We start from the raw sequence: 25,116 nt of genomic DNA, 5'->3' as shown, positions 1-25,116 counted from the left end.
CGGCAGGGGCGCTTCCATGGCGGCTGGAGTGGGCACAAGCCCAGTTAAATATAGCCACAGTTTAACTCGAGCACGCTCAAACCAAACCAGCCATAATTTTCGGCTAGCTATTCCTATGCGGCATTAGGGAGGTAAGCTGTCTGTATGGCGACTAACCCGTACATCACGCTGCGCAACACCGATGGCACTGACGCCACACCAGACGTCAGCGAAACACTGTGCGTGGGCGGCGACTGGACTCTGGCCAATTACGCCGATCTTGAAGCGCAGGTGGACACCTTCAAGCATCAGCTCAGGGACGATGCACCGGTAGACTTGGGCGCACTCAGCGAACTCGACACCGCCGGCGCGGCGGTGCTGGTCGAGTTGCTCGGCGAAAAACGTCTGGATGCACTGGAACAGGAATCGCCCAATCTGGCGCCGGAGCGGCGCAGCCTCCTGCAAAACGTCGGCAAGGCCATCACCGAGTCACGCCGGACACCACCACCGCCGCCACCCAACTCGCTGAAAGAGTTCTTGTCGCATATCGGTGTTGCCGTCGAAGACTTCGGCAACAAGGCCGTGCAGCTCATTGGCTTTTTTGGCCTGACGTTGTCGACAATGATCCATGTTTTGCTCCGGCCCAAGCGCTGGCGCATGACCTCACTGACCGCCAACATCGAGCAAATCGGCCTCAACGCGGTACCGATTGTGGCTCTGCTCACCTTTCTGGTGGGCGCGGTCGTGGCGTTTCTGGGCGCCACGATTCTCTCCGACTTCGGCGCCAGCATTTACACGGTGAATCTGGTGGCCTTCTCGTTTTTGCGCGAGTTTGGTGTGCTGCTGACGGCGATTCTGATTGCGGGCCGAACGGCCAGCGCCTTCACCGCACAAATTGGTTCGATGAAGGCCAACGAAGAGATCGACGCCCTGCGCACGCTGGGACTCAGCCCAATCGAATTGCTGGTATTACCGCGGGTTTATGCACTGCTGATCACACTACCGATTCTGACCTTTATTGCCATGATCTGCGGCATCGTCGGCGGGGCCGTGGTCTGCTCGCTGGCGCTGAATATCTCGGTGACTACTTACGTCACCATGCTGCATGAAAATATCGAGGTCCGGCACTTCTTTGTCGGCATGGTCAAAGCCCCGGTGTTTGCCATGCTGATTGCGGTCATCGGCTGCCTGGAAGGTTTCAAGGTTACCGGCAGCGCGCAATCTGTCGGTGAGCGCACAACCTCAAGCGTGGTCCAGTCGATTTTCGTGGTGATCCTTTTGGATGCAATATTTGCCCTGTTTTGCGTAGAGATGGGCTGGTAATGACTGAAGCCATCATTGAAGTCCGCGACCTGTGTAATCGCTTCGGCACGCAAACCGTGCACGAAGGCTTGCAGCTCGACCTGTATAAAGGTGAAGTGCTCGGTGTCGTTGGCGGCTCAGGCACCGGTAAGTCGGTATTGCTGCGCTCGATAGTCGGCCTGCGCGAGCCAACTGCGGGGAATATCCACGTATTTGGAAAAGAGTTGCTGAGCCTTGACGCCACTGAGCGCTCTGCAATCGAGCGCCGCTTTGGGGTGCTGTATCAGCGCGGCGCATTGTTTTCATCGCTCACGGTGACCGAAAACATTGCCCTGCCATTAATCGAACACACCAAACTCAGCCGCGCCTCGGCTGAAAAGTTGGCGCGGGTCAAAATCGCGCTGGTCGGCCTGCCGTGTATAACCGGTGAGAAGTACCCGTCTGAATTGTCTGGCGGCATGGTTAAACGTGTGGCGCTGGCCCGTGCACTGGCGCTGGAACCGGACATACTGTTTCTTGATGAACCTACTGCCGGACTCGACCCGATTGGCGCCGCTGCGTTCGATCAACTGATTCTGACGCTGCGCAATGCACTGGGTTTGAGTGTGTTTCTGGTCACTCACGACCTCGACACGCTCTACACCATCTGCGATCGCGTTGCCGTGTTATCGCAAAAACGCGTTCTGGTGGCTGACAGCCTGGAAGTTGTCGCCGCTACCGACGATGCCTGGATACGCGAATACTTTCACGGCCCACGCGGACGCGCAGCCGAACAAGCCGCCAGCAAAGCATTTGGGAGCCTATAAATGGAACCGCGAGCCCACCACGTACTCATCGGGTTTTTTACGCTTGTCACCGTCGGTGCTGCCCTGATCTTCGCCTTGTGGCTGAGCAAGAGCTCAGCCGATCAGGAATATCACGAGTATGAAGTGATCTTCAAAGAGGCAGTTACCGGGCTGAGCAAAGGCAGCTCGGTGCAGTACAGCGGCATCAACGTTGGCGACGTGCTCAAGCTGAGCCTCGACCCGAAAGACCCACGCAAGGTACGCGCCCTGATTCGCGTTGCCAGCGACACCCCGGTTAAAGAGAACACCCGCGCCAAGCTCTCACTGACCGGCGTTACCGGCACTGCGGTAATACAGCTCAACGGCGGTACGCCGAGCAGCCCGTTGCTGATTGGCAAAGGCGGCGATATCCCGACGATTGAGGCAGACCGTTCGCCACTGGCCAGTTTGCTGGCCAACGGCGAGGATGTGGTTTTCAACATCAATCATCTGATTACGCAGGCGAATCATTTGTTCTCGGACGACAACATCGAGCGCGTCGGCAAGACCCTCGACAATATTGCCCAAGCCACCACCTCAATCTCGGATCAGCGCGATCAGCTCAACATCACGCTCAAGCACATTGGCGATGCCAGCGCCGAAGCTGTAAACCTGATGCGCACCACCAATCAGTTGATGGATGAACAAGGCCGCGAAGTGTTCGGCAACGTCGAGCGCATCACCGCATCGCTGGAAGAGAGCAGCGATACCATCGCCGCCATGCTTCAAACCAATCAGCAGGCGCTTAACAACGGCATGCAGGGCGTCAGCCAGCTAGGCCCGGCCATCAGCGAATTACGTGAAACCCTCAGTGTGCTGCGCTCGTTCTCCCGCAAACTGGAAGAGGATCCGGGCGGCTACTTGCTGCGCAGTGAATCCATCAAGGAATTTCAGCCATGACTCGCACGCCCGCCTTTATTGCCCTGCTGCTGACAACATTGCTCAGCGGTTGCTCGATCCTGCCCAAAAGCGAACCACTCAATGTGTATCGTCTGCCAGCGGCCCCGTTCGAGCGCTACACCGGCACCGGACAAACGGCCTGGACACTGCAAGTTGATCGTCCGCAAAGTTCGCAGACGCTCGACAGCACGCGCATTGCGGTACTGCCGCAGGGCAATGAAATAAGCGCCTATAAAGGCGCGCGCTGGAGCGACCGTGCACCGCAGTTACTGCGCGACCGAATCATTGCCGGGATGCTTGATGATGGCCGCATACGTGCGGTGAGCAGCGATGACAACCGCCTGCAAACCGACCTGCAACTGAGCAGCGATCTGCGTGCATTTCAGAGCGAGTATCGCGCTGGCAAACCGCAAGCACATGTCGTTCTGGATGTGCGCCTGGTGCGTCGTGACAGCCAGACCATCCTCGAGCAAAAACGCTTTGAGGTGCGTGAAGATGCAGCAGACACCTCGGTTCCAGCGGTTGTCAGCGCGTTCGGTAAAGCCTCAGACCAGTTAACGCGGGAAGTCATGGCATGGAGCCTCAAGCAGGGCCAGAGCAAGGCATTGCGCCCATAGACTAATGCGCACTACCCGTTCTGTTGCACATGCCCAATCCATCTAACGCATGCCACGTTGATGGAGTACATTTGAGTCATGGAATTGTTCAAGGAGAAGGGTATGCAGTTATCTGGTTTTAGTGGTCGGTTACAAGAATCGATTCAGATCACCCACTAGGCGCAGCAGGCGGATTCTGTCCTTCAGGTTCTGGTCCACCGGAACATTTTTTCCTCACCGCCCTTGTGCATGCTTGATCGAGTTGCAAAATGTAAGTCGACCATCAACTGCGTTGAACCCATTGAGGTATTCGGGTTTAAGGCTGATCAGCTCCTTGCAGCGTTCGAGCCACACACAACCTACTGGCGGATGCCAGAAGCGCTACACGTGGAGGCTGGAAACTGTACAAGGATTTAGCGGCAGGCTTGAAGCGAGTAAAGCGATTCGTTCAACCAGTACAATGTGAAACTTATAGCCGTGAAGAGCGGCCCCAGCTTCATCCGGTTCAGCCGGTGTTACACAGCAAGTCAAAAAGGTGCCTACGTTACCGGTGTAGTTTGAACGGTTAATTCCTGGAATAGCTACGAGTTACACCACCGTCTAACACGCACAAAAAAACCGCCTACGGGCGGTTTTTCCGTTTCCGCAGCGGCAAAAATGCATCGCTAGCGGCTGCCCATTCACGTTGAAACACGCCCGCTGCCTTGCCTGCGCAATGTGCAGGCAGACGCCGTGCTGGTTTGATCAATGCACGACTGAAACAGCGCCCACGAAAAAGCCGCCCGAAGGCGGCTTTTTCACAACCACTGGCGCTTAGAGTTGCGGGCCAGCGTTGCGGATGGCGTCAGAGACGTCGAACTTCTTGAAGTTCTCGACGAACTGCTTGGCCAGACCTTTTGCAGCCTCATCGTAAGCATTCTGGTCAGCCCAGGTGTTACGCGGGTTCAGCAGGTTGGTATCAACGCCCGGTACTTCTTTCGGCACGCTCAGGTTGATAACCGGCAGGGACTCGGTTTCAACGCCAACCAGAGCACCGCTCTGGATAGCCGCAATAACACCACGGGTGGTCGGGATGTTGAAGCGCTTGCCAACGCCGTAGCCACCGCCAGTCCAGCCAGTGTTAACCAGATAGACCTTGGAGCCGAAGCCGCGGATACGCTTGATCAGCAGTTCTGCGTATTCGCCAGCAGGACGCGGGAAGAATGGCGCACCGAAGCAAGTGGAGAAGGTCGACTTGATGCCGCCGCCAGAACCCATTTCAGTCGAACCAACCAGTGCGGTGTAGCCCGACAGGAAGTGGTAAGCCGCTTGCTCTTCGTTGAGGATCGAGACTGGCGGCAGAACGCCGGTCAGGTCGCAGGTCAGGAAGATAACTGCATTCGGCTCGCCGCCAAGGTTCTTCTCGGAACGCTTTTCAACGTGGGTCAGCGGGTAGGCTGCACGGCTGTTCTGAGTCAGGCTGTCGTCGGCGTAATCCGGCTGGCGGTTTTCGTCGAGCACGACGTTTTCGAGAACGGCGCCAAACTGGATAGCTTTCCAGATAACCGGCTCGTTCTTGGCCGACAGGTCGATGCACTTGGCGTAGCAGCCGCCTTCGATGTTGAAGACGATGCCTTCACCCCAGCCGTGCTCGTCGTCACCGATCAGGTAACGGCTTTCGTCAGCCGACAGCGTGGTTTTACCCGTGCCAGAAAGGCCGAAGAACAGAGTTACGTCGCCTTCTTCGCCGATGTTTGCCGCGCAGTGCATCGGCAGAACGTCTGCGTCCGGCAGCAGGAAGTTCTGCACCGAGAACATGGCTTTCTTCATTTCACCGGCGTAACGCATGCCAGCGATCAGAACTTTCTTGGCGGCGAAGTTAATAATCACGCAACCATCGGAGTTGGTGCCATCACGCTCAGGCACGCACTCGAAGTTGGCCACGTTGAGCACTTGCCACTCTTCGCGACCCGCCGGGTTGTACTGCTCAGGATTGATGAACAGGCAACGACCGAACAGGTTCTGCCAGGCAGTCTGGGTGGTCATTTTAACGGCCAGGTAATGCGCGTCGGAGGAGCCTACATGAACGTGCGAAACGAAGCTGTCCTGAGCATCGGAGAACGCTTGAACGCGATCCCACAGGGCGTCGAACTTGTCAGCCGGGAATGGGCGGTTGATCGCGCCCCAGGCGATTTTCGATTCGCTGCCTGGCTCTTGCACGATGAAACGGTCAACCGGTGAACGGCCTGTGCGATGACCAGTGCGGACAACCAGTGAGCCGTTCGCGGCCAGCTCACCTTCACCGCGACGGAGAGCTTCTTCGACCAGTTGGGCGGCGCTGATGTCGGTATACACAGCGTTATTGGCTTGCGTCATGTGGGTCCCCATCGGCCAGTAGACCGAGTCTTACGAACGTTTTGTAGTAGCTTAACGAGCACTACTACACATAAAAAGGTGCCGAATTATGCCAGAAACATATGTCAGAAGTGCAGCCTCTGATCAATCGATTCTGGCGATTAACGGCCGTTTTATCGGTTTTTGCTGCCAATAAGGCCACCAACACTGCAATTGGCGGCGGCTTTATCCAGCAAAACACCTTAATGATGCGTGGCTGAAGGCGCCTGACTGCCGCCACCGGCAAACAGCTGCTGCACGTCGGCGGCATCGAAACCATAGCGCTGGTTACAGAACTGGCAGTCGATCACAACCTCACCGCCATGCTCCTGCAAAAGCTTCTCGGCATCTTCCTGGCCCAGGCTGATCAGGGCATTCGCCGAGCGCTCACGCGAGCAGCTGCAACGAAATACCAGCGCGCGCGGATCAAACAGGCGCAGGGCATCTTCATGATAGAGGCGGTGCAGCAGCGTCTCGTTATCCAGCCCCAGCAGCTCTTCGGTCTTCAGGGTGCTGGCCAATGTGATGACATGCTCCCAGCTGGCCTGACGCTCTTCTTCGTCAGGAATACGATCGGCTGGCAACTGCTGCAACAGCAGGCCGCGCGCGCGAGTGCCATCGGCACACAGCCAGAAACGCGTCGGTAATTGCTCGGAGGTTGCAAAGTAGTTGGTCAGGCAGTCGGCGAGGGTCTGACCGTCCAAATCGACAATGCCCTGATAACGCTGGCCATTGGTTGGATCAATCGTCATGGCCAGCACGCCATCAGGCATCAGATCTGGCAAACCCGCATCGGCCGCGATCTGCTCTTCGTGATAGCGCGCGATGCCACGAAGTTCGCCGGCACTTGAGCACTCAACCATCAGCAACGGTAGCGCACCACTCGAGCGCGCTTGCAGAATCAGCAAGCCATCAAACTTGAGCGTGCCGATCAGCAGCGAAGCAGCCGCCATCATTTCGCCCAGAAGCTGAGCGACGGGCTGGGGGTAAGCGTGCTTAGCGAGCACATGCTGGTAGCTGTCATTCAAGCTGACCAGTTCTCCGCGAACATCGGAGTCATCAAACAGAAAGCGTTGGGTAAAGTCAGACATGCCTAATTCACTGGGGTAACCGGGCCAGCGATTTTAGGCGCAAATGCCTGTCTGACCAAGCGCCTCTTATCTATCGGCCCGTTATATAAACGCCTATCGCTGTCTAGTTGCCGGTTTTTAAAGGATTTTCCGCTGGTCGATCAATCGTCCTGATGGGTGCGGAATTGATGAATTTGCCGGCGTTGCTTCTTGGTCGGACGCCCATCGGTCTGCATGCCAAGTGCCCCGGCCTTGCGCTGGGCCACGGCCAATTCGCGCTTGGCCACACTCTCAGCGGTTTCCTGATACAGGGTTTGCGCCTCTGGTGCACCACGGCGAACACCCGAGAGCAGCAGAACCTGCACGGTGCGTTCATCGTCACCGTTGCGGATGACCAACTCGTCGCCCACTTTCGGCTCTTTGCTGGGTTTGCAGCGCTCACCCCGGCAATGCACCTTGCCACCTTCGATAGCCGCTTTGGCCAGCGCACGGGTTTTGAAGAAGCGCGCAGCCCATAGCCATTTATCCAAACGTACTTTGCTGTCGTCTTTCTCGCTCATTGCCTACTCTTGAGTGATTGAAACTGATTTATAGCGCGTGCCGTTGCCACTCCGGGCAGCGGTCCCGGCTGAAACTGCACAGATACTTATGCAGTTGTCATGAACCGCCCTTAGAATGCCGCAAAATTACCCCAGGCCAGACCCTTTTGAAGACATTTGACCAGCTCAGCGTGATCGGATTACGCGAATGGATCAACCTGCCAGAGCTTGGCATGGTTGGTCTGCGCGCGAAAATCGATACCGGCGCGAGCACCTCGACCTTGCATGCCAGCGATATTCAGCCGTTTCAACGTGACGGGGCCGAGTGGATACGCTTTACTGCGCACTTGGGCACGCTGGTACAAAGCCGCCACCGCTGCGAGGCGCCAGTGGTTTCGGTCAAGCGTATCAAGAGTTCCAACGGTCAGGCGCAAAGCCGGTATGTGATTCGCACGAATCTTGTACTCGGCGACCGTCAGTGGCCGGTAGAATTCACCCTGGCTTGCCGCAAAACCATGCGCTATCGCGTGCTGCTCGGCTCTAAAGCGCTGATTGCCGGCCAACTTGTAGTAAACCCCGCACTGACTTACGTGCAAAACAAACCTTCGCTTCCCTCGCCCTCTGGTGCTCAATGAAAATCGCTGTGCTGTCGCGCAATCCGCGCCTGTATTCAACTCGTCGCCTGGTAGAAGCGGGCACCGAGCGCGGTCACGAGATGGTGGTCATCGACACCTTGCGTGCTTACATGAACATCGCCAGCCACAAGCCGCAAATCCACTACCGGGGTCGTCCGCTGGAAGGCTTTGATGCGGTGATCCCGCGGATTGGCGCTTCGGTGACATTCTATGGCTGCGCGGTTTTGCGCCAATTTGAAATGATGGGCGTGTTCCCGCTCAATGAGTCGGTCGCCATCGCCCGTTCGCGCGACAAATTGCGCTCGCTGCAACTGCTGTCACGCCGTGGCATCGGCCTGCCGGTGACCGGCTTTGCCCACTCGCCGGATGACATTCCCGACCTGATCCAGATGGTCAATGGCGCGCCGCTGGTGATCAAGGTGCTCGAGGGCACTCAGGGCATCGGCGTGGTGCTGTGCGAAACGGAAAAGGCTGCCGAATCAGTGATCGAAGCATTCATGAGCCTCAAGCAGGACATCATGGTGCAGGAATACATCAAGGAAGCCGGTGGTGCAGACATTCGCTGCTTCGTCGTCGGCGAGAAAGTGATTGCCGCCATGAAGCGTCAGGCCAAGCCGGGCGAATTCCGCTCCAACCTGCACCGCGGCGGCTCTGCCAGCCTGATCAAGATCACCCCGGAAGAACGCATGACCGCCATTCGTGCGGCCAAGGTCATGGGCCTGCATGTGGCGGGTGTCGACCTGTTGCGCTCCAACCACGGCCCACTGGTGATGGAAGTCAATTCATCGCCCGGCCTTGAGGGCATCGAAACCACGACCAACAAGGATGTCGCGAGCATCATCATCCAGTACCTGGAAAAGAACGGCGGCCCCAACCTCACCCGCACACGCGGCAAGGGTTAACGAGTATGTGTTGTGCGGTGGATGGGTGAATTGGGGCGACACCATGTCGCGAAAGCTTGCGATCCCCCCTGGAGGATGGATAAACCGTAGGTTAATCCGTCATGACGGCGTCATTGGCTCACACGATTTGGCCGTTGATTTGTACACGGCATAAAGCGTTCGCGATAGGTATTTGGCGTTGCGCAGATCGCTATGACGGATTGCCCCGATGGGGCTATCCATCCTCCGACGTGGTTCGACTCGATACCGTGGAGGATGGATAAACCGCAGGTTAATCCGTCATGGCGGTCTCATTGGTACACGCGTTTGGCGGTTGATTGGTAAACGGCGTAAAGCGTTCGCGGTGGGTATTTGGCGTTGCACAGATCGCTATGACGGATTGCCCCGGCGGGGCTATCCATCCTCCCCATCCCCCGGACGTAATTCGGCTCGATACCGTTTCGCTGCCGATAAACCAATCAAAACCGTGCGATGAAATGGAGGATGGATAAACCGTAGGTTAATCCGTCATGACGGCCTCATTGGCGCCCACGATTTGGCCGTTGATTTGTACACGGCATAAAGCGCTCGCGATGGGTATTTGGCGTTGCGCAGATCGCTATGACGGATTGCCCCCGGTGGGGCTATCCATCCTCCAGACGTAATTCGGCTCGATACCGTTTCGCTGCCGATAAACCAATCAAAACCGTGCGGCAAAATGGAGGATGGATAAACCGTAGGTTAATCCGTCATGACGGCCTCATAGGTACACACGTTTGGCGGTTGATTGGGGAACGGCGTAAAGCGTTCGCGATGGGTATTTGGCGTTGCACAGATCGCTATGACGGATTGCCCCGGTGGGGCTATCCATCCTCCACATCCTCCACATCCTCCGAATCCCCGGACGTAATCCGACTCGATAACTTACGGTCTGATTAAACCGCGTTACGCGGCAGCAACAGGCCTAGCGGTAAGCAAACCCTCGCCTCCAAGCCGCCGCCGGAGCGATTGCGTAATTCGATACTGCCGCCATGCAAGGCGGCGATGCGGGTTACGATCGCCAGCCCAAGCCCTGCGCCTTTGCCTCCGCGTGCGCGGTCGCCACGGGTGAAGGGGTTGGTGATGCTGGCAAGCTCGGTCGGGTCGATGCCGACGCCACGATCAAGCACGCTGAGCACGATATACGGCGAATGGCTGTCACCCGTGACGTAGGCAGCCACCTCGACCGCATCCCCGCCGTAACGCAGCCCGTTCTCGATCAGGTTCACCAGCAACCGCTTTATCGACACGCGGCGCAGCAATACTTGCGGAACAGGCTCGAGGCACAGGCGCACAACTTCTTGCTTCTGGTTATACGGTGCCACCACTTCGCGCACCAAATCCGGCAGGTCGATTTCTTCTTGCGGCTCATCACGGCCATCACGGATAAACGCCAGGAACTGATCGAGAATGTCGTCCATGTCCTCTATATCGCGGACCATGTCGTCGGTCAGTTCGGCATCGTCGTTGAGCAATTCCAGGGCCAGACGCAGGCGTGTGAGCGGCGTGCGCAGGTCATGGGAAACACCGGCCAACATCAATTCGCGCTCGCGGGCGGCCTGCTCGACATCTTCGGCCATCTGATTGAATGCGCGATAGACTTCGGTCATCTCATTCGGCGTATCGCTTATCGGCAAGCGCACGCTGCGCCCTTCACCGATCTGTCGGGCAGCAAATACCAGGCGTTTTAATGGCGCATTAAGTTGGCGCACAAAGATCCAGGCCGCTGCGGTCGAGAGCAAGCCAATCCCGAGAAACCAGCCCAGCACGCTCCAGATCTGCTGACTGCGCAGCGGATGCGGATACAGCGGCACGCGAATCCAGTCCTCACCGAGTGTCGGCGCATGCACCCACAGCGCTGGCGGGCTCTTGGCGCGCACACGCACCTCGGTTTCCGGGCCTAGCTCGGTCTGCATCTGCCGTTGGAATATCTCACTGTAGGGCCAGTGTTCTTCGCTGGAGGGCACTGTCGAACGAGGCACACGCTTGAGGTCGGCGGCCTTGGCAATTATCTCGCGGTCTTCGGGGCGTGCGGCCCAATACGCGCGCAGGGTCAGTGCTGCACCGTGGCTGTACTGGCGGTCGACCAGCATGTCCTCGTGCATCATCAGATAAACCAGCGTCAGTGCTTTGGAAAACAGCACAACAACCAGCACCAGCAAAAGGGTGCGGCTAAAGAAGCTTTGAGGGAACCAGGCCGGCGTTTTCATTAATAACTACAGTATTGATCAGGCAGGTTGGGGCCGTGCGTGGCTCGGCAAGCTCATGGGCGCGCCCAAAGACGCGCCCCACCTACATTAGGCTTATTTGTTGCCGTCGGGCACAAACACATAGCCCACACCCCAGACGGTCTGGATGTAGCGCGGCTTGGAAGGATCCGGCTCGATCAGGCGACGCAGACGCGAAATCTGCACGTCAATCGAACGCTCAAGTGCATCCCATTCACGGCCACGCGCCAGATTCATCAGCTTGTCACGCGTCAGCGGCTCACGTGCGTGCTGCACCAGTGCCTTGAGTACAGCAAATTCACCAGTGGTGAGCATGTGCACCTCACCGCCTTTCTTCAGTTCGCGAGTGGCCAGCGACAATTCGTACTCGCCAAAGCTCACGCTCTGTTCTTCGCTGCCAGGCGCGCCGGGCACGACAGGTGCCTGACGACGCAATACAGCTTTGATCCGCGCCATCAGTTCACGCGGGTTGAAGGGCTTGGCCAGATAATCATCTGCGCCGATCTCAAGCCCCTGAATACGGCTGGCTTCATCGCCTTTGGCGGTGAGCATGATGATTGGTACCTGGTTATTCGACTCTCGCAGCCGGCGGCATGCAGACAAACCATCCTCACCCGGCAACATCAGGTCGAGCACGACCAGACTAAACAGTTCACGCGCGAGCAAGCGATCCATTTGCTCAACATTCTCGACAGCACGAACGCGAAAGCCCTGCTCTTCAAAGAAACGCTCAAGCAAGCGACGCAGGCGTGCATCGTCATCGACTATAAGAATCTTCTCGCCTTCCACAGGGAGTGCATTGCTGCTCATTAAGTAGCTCCTCGGTATTGATTCCACAGAGGCTCAGGGCACTTTGTGGGCTCGAATCGGTCATTATGGCCTAGCTGCGGCCCCTAACCTATTAGGCATTGTTAGCAGATTTTTCCTCGAACGGTTCCCAGTGGGCTGCATGACGGTGTTTATAATGCCCGGCTTATGTGTCTGGCCCGTAGAAAGCGTGGCCGGTTTTTCGTTTTAGTGTGGGTAGATTTTTAATATGGATAGCATCAACAACCGCATCGCCGAAGAACTGGGCGTGCGCCCGCAGCAGGTTGCCGCAACTGTCGCCCTGCTGGATGAAGGCTCTACCGTGCCGTTCATCGCACGTTACCGTAAAGAAGTCACCGGCAACCTTGATGATACCCAACTGCGCCAGCTCGAAGAGCGCCTGCGCTACATGCGCGAACTCGACGACCGCCGCGCCAGCATCCTTGCGAGCATTGAAGAGCAAGGCAAGCTGACCCCGGAACTGGCCCGCGAAATTAATCTCGCCGACACCAAGACCCGCCTCGAAGACCTTTACCTGCCGTACAAGCAAAAGCGCCGCACCAAGGGCCAAATCGCTCTGGAAGCAGGCCTTGGCGAGCTGGCAGACGCTTTGTTCAACGACCCGACACTGGCCCCTGAAACCGAAGCTGCACGCTTTATCGACAGCGAAAAGGGCTTTGCCGACACCAAGGCTGTGCTCGAAGGTGCCAAGTACATTCTCATGGAGCGCTTTGCCGAAGACGCCACCCTGCTCAGCAGCCTGCGCAGCTTCATGACCGATCACGCAACGCTCAGCGCTCGCGTTGTCGCGGGTAAAGAAGCCGAAGGCGCCAAGTTCCGCGACTACTTCGAACACGACGAGAAATTCAAAGGCGCACCGTCGCACCGCGCACTGGCGATTTTCCGTGGCCGCAACGAAGGCATTCTCAGCTGCAGCCTCAAGGTTGGCGAAGAAGCGCTCGGCACCATGCACCCTTGCGAAGTAATGATTGCTGAACGTTTCGGCATCTCCAATCAGGGCCGCGCCGCCGACAAATGGCTGGCCGAAGTGGTGCGCTGGACCTGGAAGGTCAAACTTTACACCCACCTCGAAACCGATCTGTTCAGCGAGCTGCGTGAAAAGGCCGAAGACGAGGCTATTTCGGTATTTGCCCGCAACCTCAACGACCTGCTGCTTGCCGCACCGGCTGGCCCACGCGCCACACTCGGCCTCGATCCGGGCCTGCGCACCGGCTGCAAAGTGGCCGTGGTCGATGCCACCGGCAAGGTGCTCGACACCGCCACCGTGTACCCGCACGCCCCGAAAAACCAATGGGATCAGACCATCGCCGTGCTGGCCGCCCTGTGCGCCAAGCACTCGGTTGACCTCATCGCCATCGGCAACGGCACTGCCAGCCGCGAGACTGACAAACTGGCCATCGAGCTGATCAAGAAATACCCAGCCCTGAAGATGACCAAAATCATGGTCTCCGAAGCCGGCGCCTCGGTGTATTCGGCTTCGGAGCTGGCCGCCAAGGAATTCCCGGACCTCGATGTATCGCTGCGTGGCGCGGTGTCTATCGCACGTCGCCTGCAAGATCCGCTGGCAGAACTGGTGAAGATCGACCCGAAATCAATCGGTGTCGGCCAATACCAGCACGACGTTTCACAGCTGAAACTGGCGCGCAGCCTCGACGCTGTAGTTGAGGATTGCGTAAACGCCGTTGGCGTAGACGTGAACACTGCATCCAGCGCCCTGCTCGCGCGTATTTCCGGCCTGAACAGCACGCTGGCGCAAAACATCGTTACCCACCGTGATGCCAACGGCGCCTTCAAGACCCGCGACGAACTGAAGAAGGTTTCGCGTCTGGGCGAGAAAACCTTCGAGCAAGCCGCAGGCTTCCTGCGCGTGATGAACGGTGACAACCCGCTGGATGCCTCGGCCGTTCATCCTGAGACTTATCCACTGGTTAAACGTATTGCGCAGGACACTCAGCGCGATATTCGCTCGCTGATCGGCGATGCCAGCTTCCTCAAGCGCCTCGATCCCAAGCAGTTCACCGACGAGAAATTCGGCCTGCTGACCATCAGCGACATCCTCCAGGAGCTTGAAAAGCCCGGCCGTGACCCGCGTCCGGAGTTCAAGACGGCCGAATTCCAGGAAGGCGTTGAAACCCTCAAAGACCTCGAACTGGGGATGATTCTTGAAGGCGTGGTCACCAACGTGACCAACTTCGGCGCGTTTGTGGATATCGGCGTGCATCAGGACGGTCTGGTGCATATCTCCGCGCTGTCCGAGAAGTTCATCAAGGACCCGCACGAAGCGGTCAAAGCCGGTGAAGTGGTCAAGGTCAAAGTGATGGAAGTGGATATCCCGCGTAACCGCATTGCCCTGACCATGCGCATGAGCGACACGCCCGGCGAAAAAGTTGAAGGCCCACGCGGTGGCGGCAACCGTGGCAATGGCCAACGCCCTGCTGCGGCCAAGACGCACCAGCCAACAGCGGCGCCGAGCAACAACGCCATGGCTTCGTTGTTCGCCAATGCCAAGCAGTTGAAAAAGAAATGAGCCTGGATGCCGCGTTTGCCGCGAGCGCTTACAGCCGGCATCTGGGAATCGAGCCGCTGCACATCGAAAATGGCGAGGCGCGCGTGCGTCTCGCCCTCACCGACGAGCTGCGCAACCGCCATCAGAAACTTCACGGTGGCGCGTTGTTCTCGCTGGTCGACATAGCCATGGGGCTGGCATGCTCCAGCTCGCATGGCTTCGATAACCAAAGCGTCACCATTGAATGCAAGATCAATTACATTCGCGCCGTGGCCGAAGGTGAGGTGATCTGCACCGCCAAGGTACTGCACGCCGGACGCCGGACTTTGGTCGTGGAGGCCGATGTAATGCAAGGCGAAAATCTTGTCGCCAAGGCACAAGGGACTTTCGCCTGCGTATAAGTTTGCTGAGCTAAACTCGGTTAAAACACGCTGGAACCGAAACAAATAACGCGACCCGCAAGGCGTCAAAGCCAGTAACGCCGCAGGTGTCGCATATGCTTTCCAACCAAATGGCCATTGACGGCTACTCGCCCCTTGCAGACCCTGATGTCCACCCCCATATAGGGGCGAACGATGCGTGAAGGAATTTTACCTTGAGCGAACAGCTAACCAGCCGCATGGCACTGCTTGGCCAGCCAGCCAACCTTTCACTGCTTACTCAGTGCCTGCATGGCATCGAGCGCGAATGCTTGCGAGTAGACAGCGATGGCCAGTTGGCCCTGACGCCGCATCCGCGCGCGCTGGGCTCGGCGCTAACCAATGCACAAATCACCACCGACTATTCAGAGTCGCTGCTGGAGTTCATCACTCCGGCGCTGGCCGATCCGGCGCAAACTTTGGAAAACCTCGAGCTGACCCACCGTTTCGTCTACAGCAAACTGGCGGACGAATACCTGTGGAGCCCGTCGATGCCCTGCGCATTGCCGGACGAGGAGCAGATTCCAATCGCCCGCTACGGCGACTCCAATATCGGCAAGCTCAAGTATGTGTATCGCAACGGTCTGGCCCTGCGTTATGGCAAGACCATGCAATGCATTGCCGGCATTCACTACAACTTCTCGTTGCCCGATGCGCTGTGGAAGTTGCTGCAGGCTGAAGAAGGCGATCAGCAAAGCGCGCTCGACTATCAGTCGGCCAGCTACATTGCGATGATCCGCAACTTCCGCCGCTACAGCTGGCTGCTGATGTATTTGTTCGGCGCCTCGCCGGCACTCGACGTCGGCTTTATGCGCGGCCGCCCGCACAAGCTGCAGATGCTCGACGAAAACACGCTGTATTTGCCCTACGCGACCAGCCTGCGGATGAGCGATCTGGGCTACCAGAGCAGCGCGCAATCCGAGCTGACGCCTTGCTACAACGACCTTGCCAGCTACATCGACAGCTTGCGCCAGGCCGTCGGCACGCCGTATCCGCCGTATGTCGAAATCGGCACACGCAAGGACGGTGAATGGCTGCAACTGAACAGCAATATCCTGCAAATCGAAAACGAGTACTACTCGAGCATTCGCCCCAAGCGCGTAACCGATTCAGGCGAGCGGCCAATTCAGGCCCTTAATTCGCGCGGTGTGCAGTACATCGAAGTGCGCTGCCTGGACATCAACCCGATGCTGCCTTTGGGCATCGATCTGACCGAGTCGCGTTTCCTCGACGCCTTCCTGTTGTTCTGCGCCCTGCAGGACAGCCCGCAGCTTGAGCGTGGCGAGTGCCATGCCAGCACCGAGAACTTCCTTAAAGTGGTCAAGGAAGGTCGCCGCCCGAACCTGCATTTGCAGCGCATCGACGGCCCGATCACCTTGCAGGCATGGGCCAGTGAATTGCTTGGCAAGATCCAGCAAAGTGCCGAGCTGCTCGACCGCAGCCACGGCGGCATCGCGCATGTGACGGCACTGCAAGCGCAGCAGGCAAAAGTTGACGACGTCAGCCTGACGCCATCGGCACAGGTTCTGGCGCAATTGCAGAAAGGCGAAAGCTTCACCCAGTTCGCCCTGCGCCAAAGCAAGCTGCACGCTGAATACTTCCGCAGCCAACCACTGAGCGCCGAGCAGTTGAGTGAGATGGAAGCATCAGCTACTCGCTCACTTGAGGAACAAGCCGCTATCGAGGCGCAGGACGAAGAAGACTTCGACACCTTCGTTGCCGCTTATCAGGCCAGCATCCTCGCGTCTGACAACTAACAGGCCCGCCATGCCCAACCCTGCTGGAATGCTTGATCTGACAACTGATTCAAGCATTTCGGCGGGCCGTTACAACGACAACGCGCATGACCATTTGTCCTGTGGATAACTCCGCATATCGCTGAAATTTGTCGAAACAGTGGTGCCCATCACAATTGCACAAGTGCGTGCAGTTACGGGGCGAAATCACCGCTAGCATGCTCTGCAGAAGCACACCAAGAGCAGCCTCATGTCATCAGACAACCATTCAAAAAACACGCAGGACTGGAGCCTGGAAAGCCTCAACAAGGCTTACCAACAGGGCTACATGGCCGGGCTTGCATGCCGGCGCAATCCTGCCCAGATACCGACGGAGGAAGTTGTTCTCGCCGCGTGGGAAGCAGGCTGGGATGACGGCCAGACGCAGTATCAGTTAATCAAGCAACGCACCGCCTGAGCCCTGGGTTCAGGCGACTGGATGACTGTGCAGATCCAGCTGGACGTACAAACTGTCGTAAATCTCTCGCGCCGCGTCCTGCCATTGCGGCGCAACGTAGCCATCCTCTAACGCCATCACCTGAAACACACCACGCCGCAGTAACTGCTCATCAAGCTCAGTGGTTGGCTTCATAGCTGTGCACAAAAAGCGCACCCACGAGGTCAGCACAATCCAGCTGTTGAGGGTCAGCGCCTCGATTTGCAGGGGAGTCATCAACAGAATCCCGGCATCGACAAAGCCCTGAAAAATCTGCATGGCATGGTGCAGGCAACGCTTGGCGAATACCTGATAACGCTCAGCCAGTTGCGCGTCACTTTCCAGCAAGTGTTCGAGATCACGGTGCAAGAAACGGAACTGCCACATGGCCGCCAGCAGGCGCTCCATGTAGACGGCCTTATCCTCGATAACCACCGGACGCTCTTCAGGCAGCCGCAAAAACTGGTCGACTTGCGCCTCATAACGCTGCATCAGCTCGGCAATTACCGCCTGCTTGTTGCGAAAGTGGTAATACAGATTGCCCGGCGAAATACCCATATGCGCGGCGATATGGTTGGTGGTGACATTACGCTCGCCCTGGGTGTTGAACAGCTCAAGGCTGGCTTGAATGATCCGTTCGCGGGTTTTTACTTGAGGCGCCATACGCTGATCAGTCCAGATACAAAAAACACAGACGGGAAGAAGTCCGGGCCGGGGAAAATACACGCAGACAGCCGGCTCGGGCTAGTGCGGTGCCCATAAATCAGACTCATGGCAGGCCATAGCGCTTAACCATCCGGTCACAGAAAAAAGCCCGCCCATTGACACTTTAGAGTAATTGCTCTAAAAAATCATCAAGCCCTTTCCGAAGATCGACTGCCAAGTGCATGCCGGTCTTCACCGCTCACCGAGGATGAGTCAATGGTTGCCGATGTCGCTTATATCCAACAAAGCCAAGAACAGATAAACCAGCTTGAAGTCACCTTTGCGCAACAGCGGCAGGCCTTCAACGGCCTGCCCATGCCATCTGCCGAGCAGCGTATTCAATGGCTTGGCGCTCTCAAGCAATTGATTCTCGATGAGCAGGACGCCCTTTGTGCGGCGATCAGCACCGACTTCAGCAACCGCTCAACGAACGAGACCATGCTGGCCGAGATCATGCCAAGCCTGCATGGCATCACCTATGCCACCAAGCGCATCAAGAAGTGGATGAAGCCATCCAAGCGCAGCGTCGGGATGCACTTCATGCCCGCCTCCGCCAAGGTGGTGTATCAGCCATTGGGCGTGGTCGGCGTGATCGTGCCGTGGAACTACCCGTTGTTTCTGTCGATTGGCCCGCTGGTTGGCGCGCTGTCTGCCGGTAACCGGGTCATGATCAAAATGAGCGAGTCGACTCCGGCCACGTCGCAGTTGGTCAAAGACCTGCTCGCGCGTATTTTCCCCGAAGACCTGGTCAGCGTGGCATTGGGCGAGGCCGAAGTCGGCATGGCTTTCTCCAAGCTGCCGTTCGATCATTTGCTGTTCACCGGCGCCACCAGCATCGGCAAACACGTGATGCGCGCAGCCGCTGAAAACCTGACTCCGGTAACCCTTGAGCTGGGCGGCAAATCGCCTGCAATCGTTTCTGCCGATGTTCCTCTGAGCGACGCGGCCGAGCGAATTGCCTTCGGTAAAACCGTAAACGCCGGCCAGACCTGCGTGGCACCAGACTATGTGTTAGTGCCCAAGGATCGTGTCGATGGCTTCGTCGAGGCCTATCGCGCCGTGGTGCAGAAGTTCTACCCGAACCTCAAGGACAACCCCGACTACACCGCGATCATCAACGAGCGCCAGTTGCAGCGTCTGAATGGCTACGTGACCGACGCAGAAAGCAAAGGCGCCAAGGTTATTCCGCTTTATCCGGAAGGCCAGGGCCGCCGGATGCCGGCCACCGTGCTGCTCAATGTCAACGATGAAATGAAGGTCATGCAGGACGAAATCTTCGGCCCGCTGCTGCCTATCGTGCCGTACGATCGTCTCGAAGATGCGTTCAAATACATCAATGAGCGTCCGCGTCCGCTGGCGCTGTATTACTTCGGCTACGACAAGTCGGAGCAGGAGCGTGTGCTCGAGCAAACTCACTCTGGCGGCGCCTGCATCAACGACACGCTGCTGCACGTGGCGCAGGATGATATGCCGTTCGGCGGCATCGGCCCTTCCGGCATGGGCCATTACCATGCTCACGAAGGCTTCCTGACTTTCAGTAAGGCCAAGGGTGTGTTTATCAAGCAGCGCTTCAACGCGGCCAAGTTCATCTACCCGCCATACGGCACCGCCGTGCAGAAACTCATCCACAAAATGTTCGTTCGTTAAACGTAAAAACCCGCCCCGGCCAACATGCCGGGGCGGGCCAAGCGACTGCTACGGTGCTAATAAAAATGACAGACACCTCGAACACCTTGCCTGATCTTTCTCGACGTAACCTGCTTAAAGTCGGCGTGATGGGCTCAGCCTTTCTGGCCACGGCCGGCGTCACCGCAACGCTCAGCGGCTGCTCCGCCAGTAAGCCAGGCACGGGCATGCAAGCTTTGCGCGACACCGATCTGCCCATGCTTAGCGCGGTTATTCCGGCGATCCTCGCCGGCGCCGTAGCACCAGAAAAAATGCCCGCGGCGATCAAGGGCACACTGAGCAGCATTGACGCCTCCCTCGCTCATCTGTCTCCCGAACTGCTGAAAATGACCCTGCAACTGTTCGACCTGTTGAGCATGGGCATTACCCGTGGCCCGCTGACAGGCATCTGGGGCAGTTGGCAGAAGTCCTCGATTGAGGACGTAAACGCGTTCCTGCTGCGTTGGCAGAACAGCAGCCTGGCAATGCTCAACATGGGTTATGGCTCATTGGTGCAACTGGTACAAATGAGCTGGTATGGGCGCAAAGAGTCCTGGGCCCATTGCGGCTACCCGGGGCCACCCACCGTATAACCGCCGAAACACGCACACTAAAAAACATAAGAATTTGCGGAGAGCTGTCTCTAATGCCTGTGCCAGATATTTTTGCCGAGGGCCTCGCCAGCGGCTGGAAAACCTACGACGGTTCGCGCCTGGAAAAAGACCTGACCCTTGAGGCCGACATTGCCATTGTTGGCTCCGGCGCAGGCGGCGGCACCAGCGCCGAAATCCTCAGCGCAGCCGGCTACAAGGTGTTGCTGATCGAAGAAGGCCCGCTGAAAACCAGCAGCGATTTCAAAATGAGCGAGCCCGAGGCTTACAGCACCTTGTATCAGGAAGGTGTCGGGCGCATGAGTAAAGACGGCGCAGTCATCATCATGCAAGGTCGGGCTGTGGGCGGCACGACGCTGGTCAACTGGACTTCAAGCTTCCGTACGCCGACGCCAACCCTCGAACACTGGGCCAAGGAGCACGGCGTCAAAGGCCACAACGAAGCCGAAATGGCGCCTTGGTTCGAGCAGATGGAACAGCGCCTTGGCGTTGCGCCGTGGGCCGTCCCGCCGAACGCTAACAATGATGTGATTCGCCTCGGTTGCGACAAACTCGATTACCACTGGAAAGTCATCCCGCGAAACGTGCGCGGTTGCTGGAACCTCGGTTATTGCGGCATGGGTTGCCCGACCAATGCCAAGCAGTCGATGCTGGTCACCACCATTCCTGGCATGCTCAAAAACGGCGGCGAATTGCTCTACCTGGCCCGTGCCGAACGCCTGACCTTCGACGGTGATGCGGTTTCCGGCATCGAATGCGTGGGCATGGATGAACGCTGCGTTGCGCCAAATGGCCGCAAAATTCGGGTCAAGGCCAAGCATTACATTCTTGCCGGTGGCGGTATCAACACGCCGGGGTTGCTGCTGCGCTCCAAGGCTCCAGACCCGCACTCCCGCCTCGGCAAGCGCACCTTCCTGCATGTGGTGAATTTCTCGGCGGCGCTGTTTGACCGGGTGATCAATCCGTTTTATGGCGCGCCGCAATCCATCTACTCCGATCACTTCCAATGGAATGACGGCGCCGCTGGTCAGCAGTCATACAAACTGGAAGTACCGCCCATGCAACCGGCGCTCACCGCGACGCTGCTGGGTGGCTTCGGCACTGAAAGCGCCGTGCGCATGGAAAGCTTGCCGCACACCAACCTGATGCTGGCGCTGATGCGCGACGGTTTCCATCCGCAGAGCGCCGAAGGCACGGTCGAGTTGCGCGACGACGGCAGCCCGACCGTTGACTACCGCATGACCGAATACACCTTTGACGGAATTCGCCGCGCGTATGAAGCCATGGCTGAAATTCAATTTGCGGCTGGTGCACAAAGCGTGATGCCGGCGCACATCGACGCCCGCCACGTAAAAACCATGGCTGAGGCTAAAAGCATGATTGACGGCCTGAGCATGGAAATTTACCGGGCGAAGCTGGGTTCTGCTCATGTCATGGGTGGCTGCGCCATGGGCGAAGACCCGAAACAAGCCGTCACTGACAGCCTGGGCCGCCATCATCAGCTGACTAACTTGTCGATTCACGACGGCTCGCTATTTCCCACCAGCATTGGCGCCAACCCACAACTTTCGGTATACGGGCTCACCGCCAAACTCTCTACACTGCTGGCTCAGCGCCTGAAAACGGCCTGATTTCACTCAAGCAGGCGGCAGTCAATTTACCCGCTGACTGCCGTCCGACTTGGCCGCTGCTTACTGCTGCGCTAACATCCGAGTCCCAAACGGACACCGCCAGGACGTCACGATGAATCGAGTGCTATACCCAGGCACGTTCGACCCTATCACCAAGGGCCATGGTGATCTGGTTGAGCGCGCGTCTCGCCTGTTCGACAGCGTGATTATCGCGGTCGCTGCAAGCCCCAAGAAGAACCCACTTTTCCCTCTGGAGCAACGCGTCGCGTTGGCGAAAGAAGTCACCAGCCATCTGCCCAATGTTGAAGTCGTGGGCTTCTCATCGTTGCTGGCCCACTTCGCCAAAGAACAGGGTGCCAATGTATTTTTGCGCGGTTTGCGTGCGGTGTCGGACTTCGAATACGAGTTCCAACTGGCCAACATGAACCGCCAGCTGGCACCGAACGTCGAGAGCCTGTTCCTCACACCGTCGGAAAAATACTCGTTTATCTCCTCAACGCTGGTGCGTGAAATTGCAGCATTGGGCGGCGATATTTCCAAGTTTGTGCACCCGGCCGTGGCAGCTGCGCTGACCGAACGCTTCAAGCAATAAGCAGCGCACGCCCCCCAGTCTTGGCGCATCACGCGCCAAGTGCTGCGGTGCGCATGGCACTGTGCGCAACAATCCGGCACAATTCACCGATACTGGCTTGATTGTGCCGCGACGGATCGTCCCGGCAGGAGTGTTAACTGCATGTCCCTGATTATCACTGACGACTGCATCAACTGCGACGTCTGCGAACCTGAGTGTCCCAATGCTGCAATCTCTCAAGGCGAAGAGATTTATGTCATTGATCCCAACCTGTGCACCGAATGCGTCGGCCATTACGATGAGCCGCAGTGCCAGCAAGTGTGCCCGGTAGACTGCATCCCGCTCGACGAGAACAATGTCGAGAGCAAAGATGAGTTGATGGAAAAGTACCTGATCATCACTGGCAAAGCCTGACCGCTAAAGCGAATCGACTTCGCCTGCGGCGATCAAAGCCCAACAAGTGGATGGTTTATCCTGACTAAACCCCACCCGAGATCAGGCTTTGGCCTAGTCTGAAACGGAGCGCGCCGCCCCCGGATGAAGACCATGAATCTGCAACGCCTGCTACCCGCCCTGCTGCTTTTCGCTGCTGCCTGCCTCTCGGCAGCCGAGCAACCCGGTCGTGCGGCAATAGCCAGCGCTCATCCTGCGGCCACAGTCGCCGGCGAAGAAACCCTGGCCCTTGGCGGCAACGCCTTTGACGCCGCCGTCGCCATCAGCGCCGCGCTGGCAGTGGCCGAGCCATACAGTTCAGGTTTGGGCGGTGGCGGCTTCTACCTGCTACGCAAAGCGGGCGACAAGCCCGATTACCGGTTTATCGATGCACGCGAACGCGCACCCATGGCAGCGAATATCGACCTGTATCGGCGCGACGGTAAAGTGCAGCCTGAACTCTCGCTGAATGGCGCGCTGGCTGCCGCAATTCCGGGCTTGCCAGCCGCATTGGTGCACCTGGCCGAAAAGTACGGCCGCCTGCCGCTGCGCGATTCACTGGCCCCAGCTATTCGTCTGGCACGTGATGGCGTGTCCTACGACCGCGTATACCTTGAGCGGGCTGGATGGCGCCTTGCGGCCATGCGCGACGACCCCGAAACGGCGCGTATCTTCCTCGACAGAGGCAAAATGCCGCCGCAACTGGGACTGCTGCGCCAACCCGACCTGGCGCTGACACTTGAGCGATTGGCGCGCGACGGCAAAGCCGGGTTCTATTCCGGCGAAACCGCGCAACTGCTGGTCAATGGCGTGCGCAACGCAGGCGGCATCTGGACGCTCGGCGACCTAGCCAATTACAAAGTCGTCGAGCGCCAACCGATCCACGTGATCCTCAACGATGGCCGTCACCTGATCAGCGCACCACCGCCATCAGCCGGCGGCATTGCCATCGCCCAAAGCCTGGGCATGCTCCAACAGCTGCCCTGGCGCGAAGCCGATCCGGTGCAGCGCACGCACTTTGTAGTCGAGGCGCTACGCCGCGCGTATCACGATCGCAGCTTGCTCGGCGATCCGGACTTCATCAAAAACCCGGTTCGTGAACTGCTTGATCCTGCGTATTTGCATACGCTGACACAAGGTATAGACCCCAAGCGCGCCACCCCAAGCTCAAGCCTGCCGCCCGCCGGCAAACTGCATGAAGGCAACCACACCACCCACTTCTCGGTACTCGATGCCGAAGGCAATGCAGTGGCCGCCACGCTCTCGATCAACCTGCCCTTCGGCGCCGCATTCACGCCCAAAGGTAGCGGCGTCTTGCTCAATGATGAAATGGACGACTTCGCCGCCGACGTTCAAGGCTCAAACGCCTACGGCCTAACAGGCAGCAGCGCCAATGCCATTGCCGCCGGCAAACGCCCACTGTCGAGCATGAGCCCGACCTTCATCGAAAGCCCCGGCGAATTCGCCAGCTTCGGCACCCCGGGCGGCAGCAGAATCCCGAGCATGGTGCTGCTCTCGGTGCTGCAATACCTGGACGACCAACCCATCGAACGCTGGCCCAGCGTAGCGCGCTATCACCACCAATACCTGCCGGACGTGATCGAACACGAACCGAGCACATTCAGCCCCGCGCAAATTAGCGCCCTGCAAGCTCGCGGCTACCAACTCAAAGCCCTCACCCGCCAGTACGGCAACCAACAAGTGCTCTACTGGAACAAAACCGACCACCGCGTAGAAGCCGCCAGCGACCCCCGCGGCGTTGGCACCTCAGCCGTCGGCTCAAAGTAACCCCCGCCATGACGGAAGCCGCGATGCGGATTCCATCCTCCGACGAAATGGTATCCCGAGACTCACACATAACCGGAGGATGGATAGCGGCGCAACGCAACGCAATCCGTCAGGCAATGTACGCAACGCCATCAACGCCAGATTGATAAACAAGCCCACCATCAAGAGCCAATCACCAAAAGCCCAAACACCAACAACCCCCAGCCGATCATACCCAGCCCAGACACCGCAAAACGCCCCATTCCAGCCGGCCAAGTGCAATCGTTGCGTAGTGGGTTGAGCCGCATGGATGCGGCGAGAGTTGCGTTGGGCCAAGGACGGCCCATCGCGACGTGCCCACGGAGCAACGATGGAATGCGGGAAGCCGAGCGCAGCGAGGCCCA

General features: G+C 58.1%; 22 protein-coding genes. 16 read left to right on the top strand and 6 right to left on the bottom strand.

The features are described 5' to 3' along the window. Nucleotides 1-144 precede the first annotated feature (144 nt). From FEZ62_RS11000 to FEZ62_RS10985, 4 genes are read left to right on the top strand one after another with little or no spacing between them, the layout of a single operon-like run. Entirely contained in the window at nucleotides 145-1,302 is a 1,158-nt protein-coding gene (locus FEZ62_RS11000; RefSeq protein ID WP_172927672.1) for an ABC transporter permease, read from the top strand. Further along, nucleotides 1,302-2,087, top strand: coding sequence for an ABC transporter ATP-binding protein (locus FEZ62_RS10995; RefSeq protein WP_069902336.1), 786 nt, complete (start codon nucleotides 1,302-1,304; stop codon nucleotides 2,085-2,087). Before FEZ62_RS11000 ends, FEZ62_RS10995 begins: the two co-directional genes overlap by 1 nt. Then, a complete protein-coding gene (locus FEZ62_RS10990) occupies nucleotides 2,088-3,005 on the top strand; it encodes an MlaD family protein (protein ID WP_172927671.1) in 918 nt (305 codons plus the stop codon). Continuing rightward, nucleotides 3,002-3,622: an ABC-type transport auxiliary lipoprotein family protein gene (locus FEZ62_RS10985; RefSeq protein WP_172927670.1), complete on the top strand. Its 621-nt coding sequence runs from the start codon at nucleotides 3,002-3,004 to the stop codon at nucleotides 3,620-3,622. Before FEZ62_RS10990 ends, FEZ62_RS10985 begins: the two co-directional genes overlap by 4 nt. 792 nt (nucleotides 3,623-4,414) lie before the next feature. Here the strand turns inward: FEZ62_RS10985 and FEZ62_RS10980 are convergent. The 3 genes from FEZ62_RS10980 to FEZ62_RS10970 all read right to left on the bottom strand — a co-directional run bounded on the left by FEZ62_RS10980 (nucleotide 4,415) and on the right by FEZ62_RS10970 (nucleotide 7,604). Further along, entirely contained in the window at nucleotides 4,415-5,956 is a 1,542-nt protein-coding gene (locus tag FEZ62_RS10980) for a phosphoenolpyruvate carboxykinase (RefSeq protein ID WP_172927669.1), read from the bottom strand. Nucleotides 5,957-6,177: 221 nt separating this feature from the next. Continuing rightward, complete coding sequence (gene hslO, locus FEZ62_RS10975; protein WP_172927668.1) at nucleotides 6,178-7,065, bottom strand: Hsp33 family molecular chaperone HslO; 888 nt, start codon at nucleotides 7,063-7,065, stop codon at nucleotides 6,178-6,180. A 140-nt stretch (nucleotides 7,066-7,205) separates the two neighbouring features. Further along, complete coding sequence (locus FEZ62_RS10970) at nucleotides 7,206-7,604, bottom strand: S4 domain-containing protein (protein WP_172927667.1); 399 nt, start codon at nucleotides 7,602-7,604, stop codon at nucleotides 7,206-7,208. 173 nt (nucleotides 7,605-7,777) lie between these two features. Here FEZ62_RS10970 and FEZ62_RS10965 point away from each other — a divergent pair, with 173 nt between their 5' ends. Beyond that, entirely contained in the window at nucleotides 7,778-8,218 is a 441-nt protein-coding gene (locus tag FEZ62_RS10965) for an ATP-dependent zinc protease (protein WP_335724874.1), read from the top strand. Then, nucleotides 8,215-9,120 carry a 30S ribosomal protein S6--L-glutamate ligase gene (rimK, locus tag FEZ62_RS10960; RefSeq protein ID WP_069902329.1) on the top strand — a complete coding sequence of 302 codons (906 nt, stop codon included), beginning with the start codon at nucleotides 8,215-8,217 and terminating at the stop codon, nucleotides 9,118-9,120. Before FEZ62_RS10965 ends, rimK begins: the two co-directional genes overlap by 4 nt. A gap of 914 nt (nucleotides 9,121-10,034) precedes the next feature. Here the strand turns inward: rimK and FEZ62_RS10955 are convergent. Both FEZ62_RS10955 and ompR read right to left on the bottom strand, forming a co-directional pair. Further along, the gene (locus FEZ62_RS10955) at nucleotides 10,035-11,348 is read right to left on the bottom strand and encodes an ATP-binding protein (RefSeq protein WP_069902328.1); all 1,314 of its coding nucleotides are present in this window, start codon (nucleotides 11,346-11,348) and stop codon (nucleotides 10,035-10,037) included. A 93-nt stretch (nucleotides 11,349-11,441) separates the two neighbouring features. Next, nucleotides 11,442-12,176, bottom strand: coding sequence for a two-component system response regulator OmpR (gene ompR, locus FEZ62_RS10950; protein WP_069902327.1), 735 nt, complete (start codon nucleotides 12,174-12,176; stop codon nucleotides 11,442-11,444). Nucleotides 12,177-12,402: 226 nt separating this feature from the next. Between ompR and FEZ62_RS10945 the strand changes: the two genes are divergently transcribed. The 4 genes from FEZ62_RS10945 (at nucleotide 12,403) to FEZ62_RS10930 (ending at nucleotide 17,312) form a co-directional block, all read left to right on the top strand. Then, nucleotides 12,403-14,721, top strand: a complete 2,319-nt coding sequence (locus FEZ62_RS10945) for a Tex family protein (RefSeq protein WP_172927665.1) — start codon at nucleotides 12,403-12,405, stop codon at nucleotides 14,719-14,721. Then, on the top strand, nucleotides 14,718-15,101 hold the full coding sequence (locus FEZ62_RS10940) for a PaaI family thioesterase (RefSeq protein WP_069902325.1): 384 nt from the start codon (nucleotides 14,718-14,720) through the stop codon (nucleotides 15,099-15,101). Before FEZ62_RS10945 ends, FEZ62_RS10940 begins: the two co-directional genes overlap by 4 nt. 194 nt (nucleotides 15,102-15,295) lie before the next feature. Next, the gene (gshA, locus tag FEZ62_RS10935) at nucleotides 15,296-16,876 is read left to right on the top strand and encodes a glutamate--cysteine ligase (protein WP_172927664.1); all 1,581 of its coding nucleotides are present in this window, start codon (nucleotides 15,296-15,298) and stop codon (nucleotides 16,874-16,876) included. 229 nt (nucleotides 16,877-17,105) lie between these two features. Beyond that, nucleotides 17,106-17,312 (top strand): hypothetical protein, encoded by a 207-nt coding sequence (locus tag FEZ62_RS10930; protein WP_069902323.1) that lies wholly within the window; start codon nucleotides 17,106-17,108, stop codon nucleotides 17,310-17,312. Between the two features lie 9 nt (nucleotides 17,313-17,321). Here the strand turns inward: FEZ62_RS10930 and FEZ62_RS10925 are convergent, their stop codons facing one another. Then, nucleotides 17,322-17,993 carry a TetR/AcrR family transcriptional regulator gene (locus tag FEZ62_RS10925; RefSeq protein ID WP_172927663.1) on the bottom strand — a complete coding sequence of 224 codons (672 nt, stop codon included), beginning with the start codon at nucleotides 17,991-17,993 and terminating at the stop codon, nucleotides 17,322-17,324. Between the two features lie 258 nt (nucleotides 17,994-18,251). On the opposite strand from FEZ62_RS10925, the gene FEZ62_RS10920 reads away from it, so the two are divergent. From FEZ62_RS10920 to ggt, 6 genes are all read left to right on the top strand, one after another. Further along, a complete protein-coding gene (locus tag FEZ62_RS10920) occupies nucleotides 18,252-19,682 on the top strand; it encodes a coniferyl aldehyde dehydrogenase (protein ID WP_172927662.1) in 1,431 nt (476 codons plus the stop codon). Nucleotides 19,683-19,747: 65 nt separating this feature from the next. Next, nucleotides 19,748-20,293, top strand: coding sequence for a twin-arginine translocation pathway signal protein (locus FEZ62_RS10915; protein ID WP_172927661.1), 546 nt, complete (start codon nucleotides 19,748-19,750; stop codon nucleotides 20,291-20,293). A 53-nt stretch (nucleotides 20,294-20,346) separates the two neighbouring features. Beyond that, complete coding sequence (locus tag FEZ62_RS10910) at nucleotides 20,347-21,942, top strand: GMC family oxidoreductase (RefSeq protein WP_172927660.1); 1,596 nt, start codon at nucleotides 20,347-20,349, stop codon at nucleotides 21,940-21,942. A 112-nt stretch (nucleotides 21,943-22,054) separates the two neighbouring features. Beyond that, nucleotides 22,055-22,534: a pantetheine-phosphate adenylyltransferase gene (gene coaD, locus FEZ62_RS10905; protein WP_069902318.1), complete on the top strand. Its 480-nt coding sequence runs from the start codon at nucleotides 22,055-22,057 to the stop codon at nucleotides 22,532-22,534. Nucleotides 22,535-22,675: 141 nt separating this feature from the next. Further along, nucleotides 22,676-22,927, top strand: coding sequence for a YfhL family 4Fe-4S dicluster ferredoxin (locus tag FEZ62_RS10900; RefSeq protein WP_090515678.1), 252 nt, complete (start codon nucleotides 22,676-22,678; stop codon nucleotides 22,925-22,927). A 132-nt stretch (nucleotides 22,928-23,059) separates the two neighbouring features. Then, nucleotides 23,060-24,733: a gamma-glutamyltransferase gene (ggt, locus tag FEZ62_RS10895; protein WP_242454941.1), complete on the top strand. Its 1,674-nt coding sequence runs from the start codon at nucleotides 23,060-23,062 to the stop codon at nucleotides 24,731-24,733. The last annotated feature ends 383 nt before the right edge of the window (nucleotides 24,734-25,116 follow it).

The organism is Pseudomonas sp. MS19 (assembly GCF_013277615.1).
In the GTDB taxonomy this organism is placed as follows: Bacteria; Pseudomonadota; Gammaproteobacteria; order Pseudomonadales; family Pseudomonadaceae; genus Aquipseudomonas; species Aquipseudomonas marincola.
Note: the sequence above shows the minus strand (reverse complement) of the source record. Positions and strands in the feature narration are given on the sequence as shown.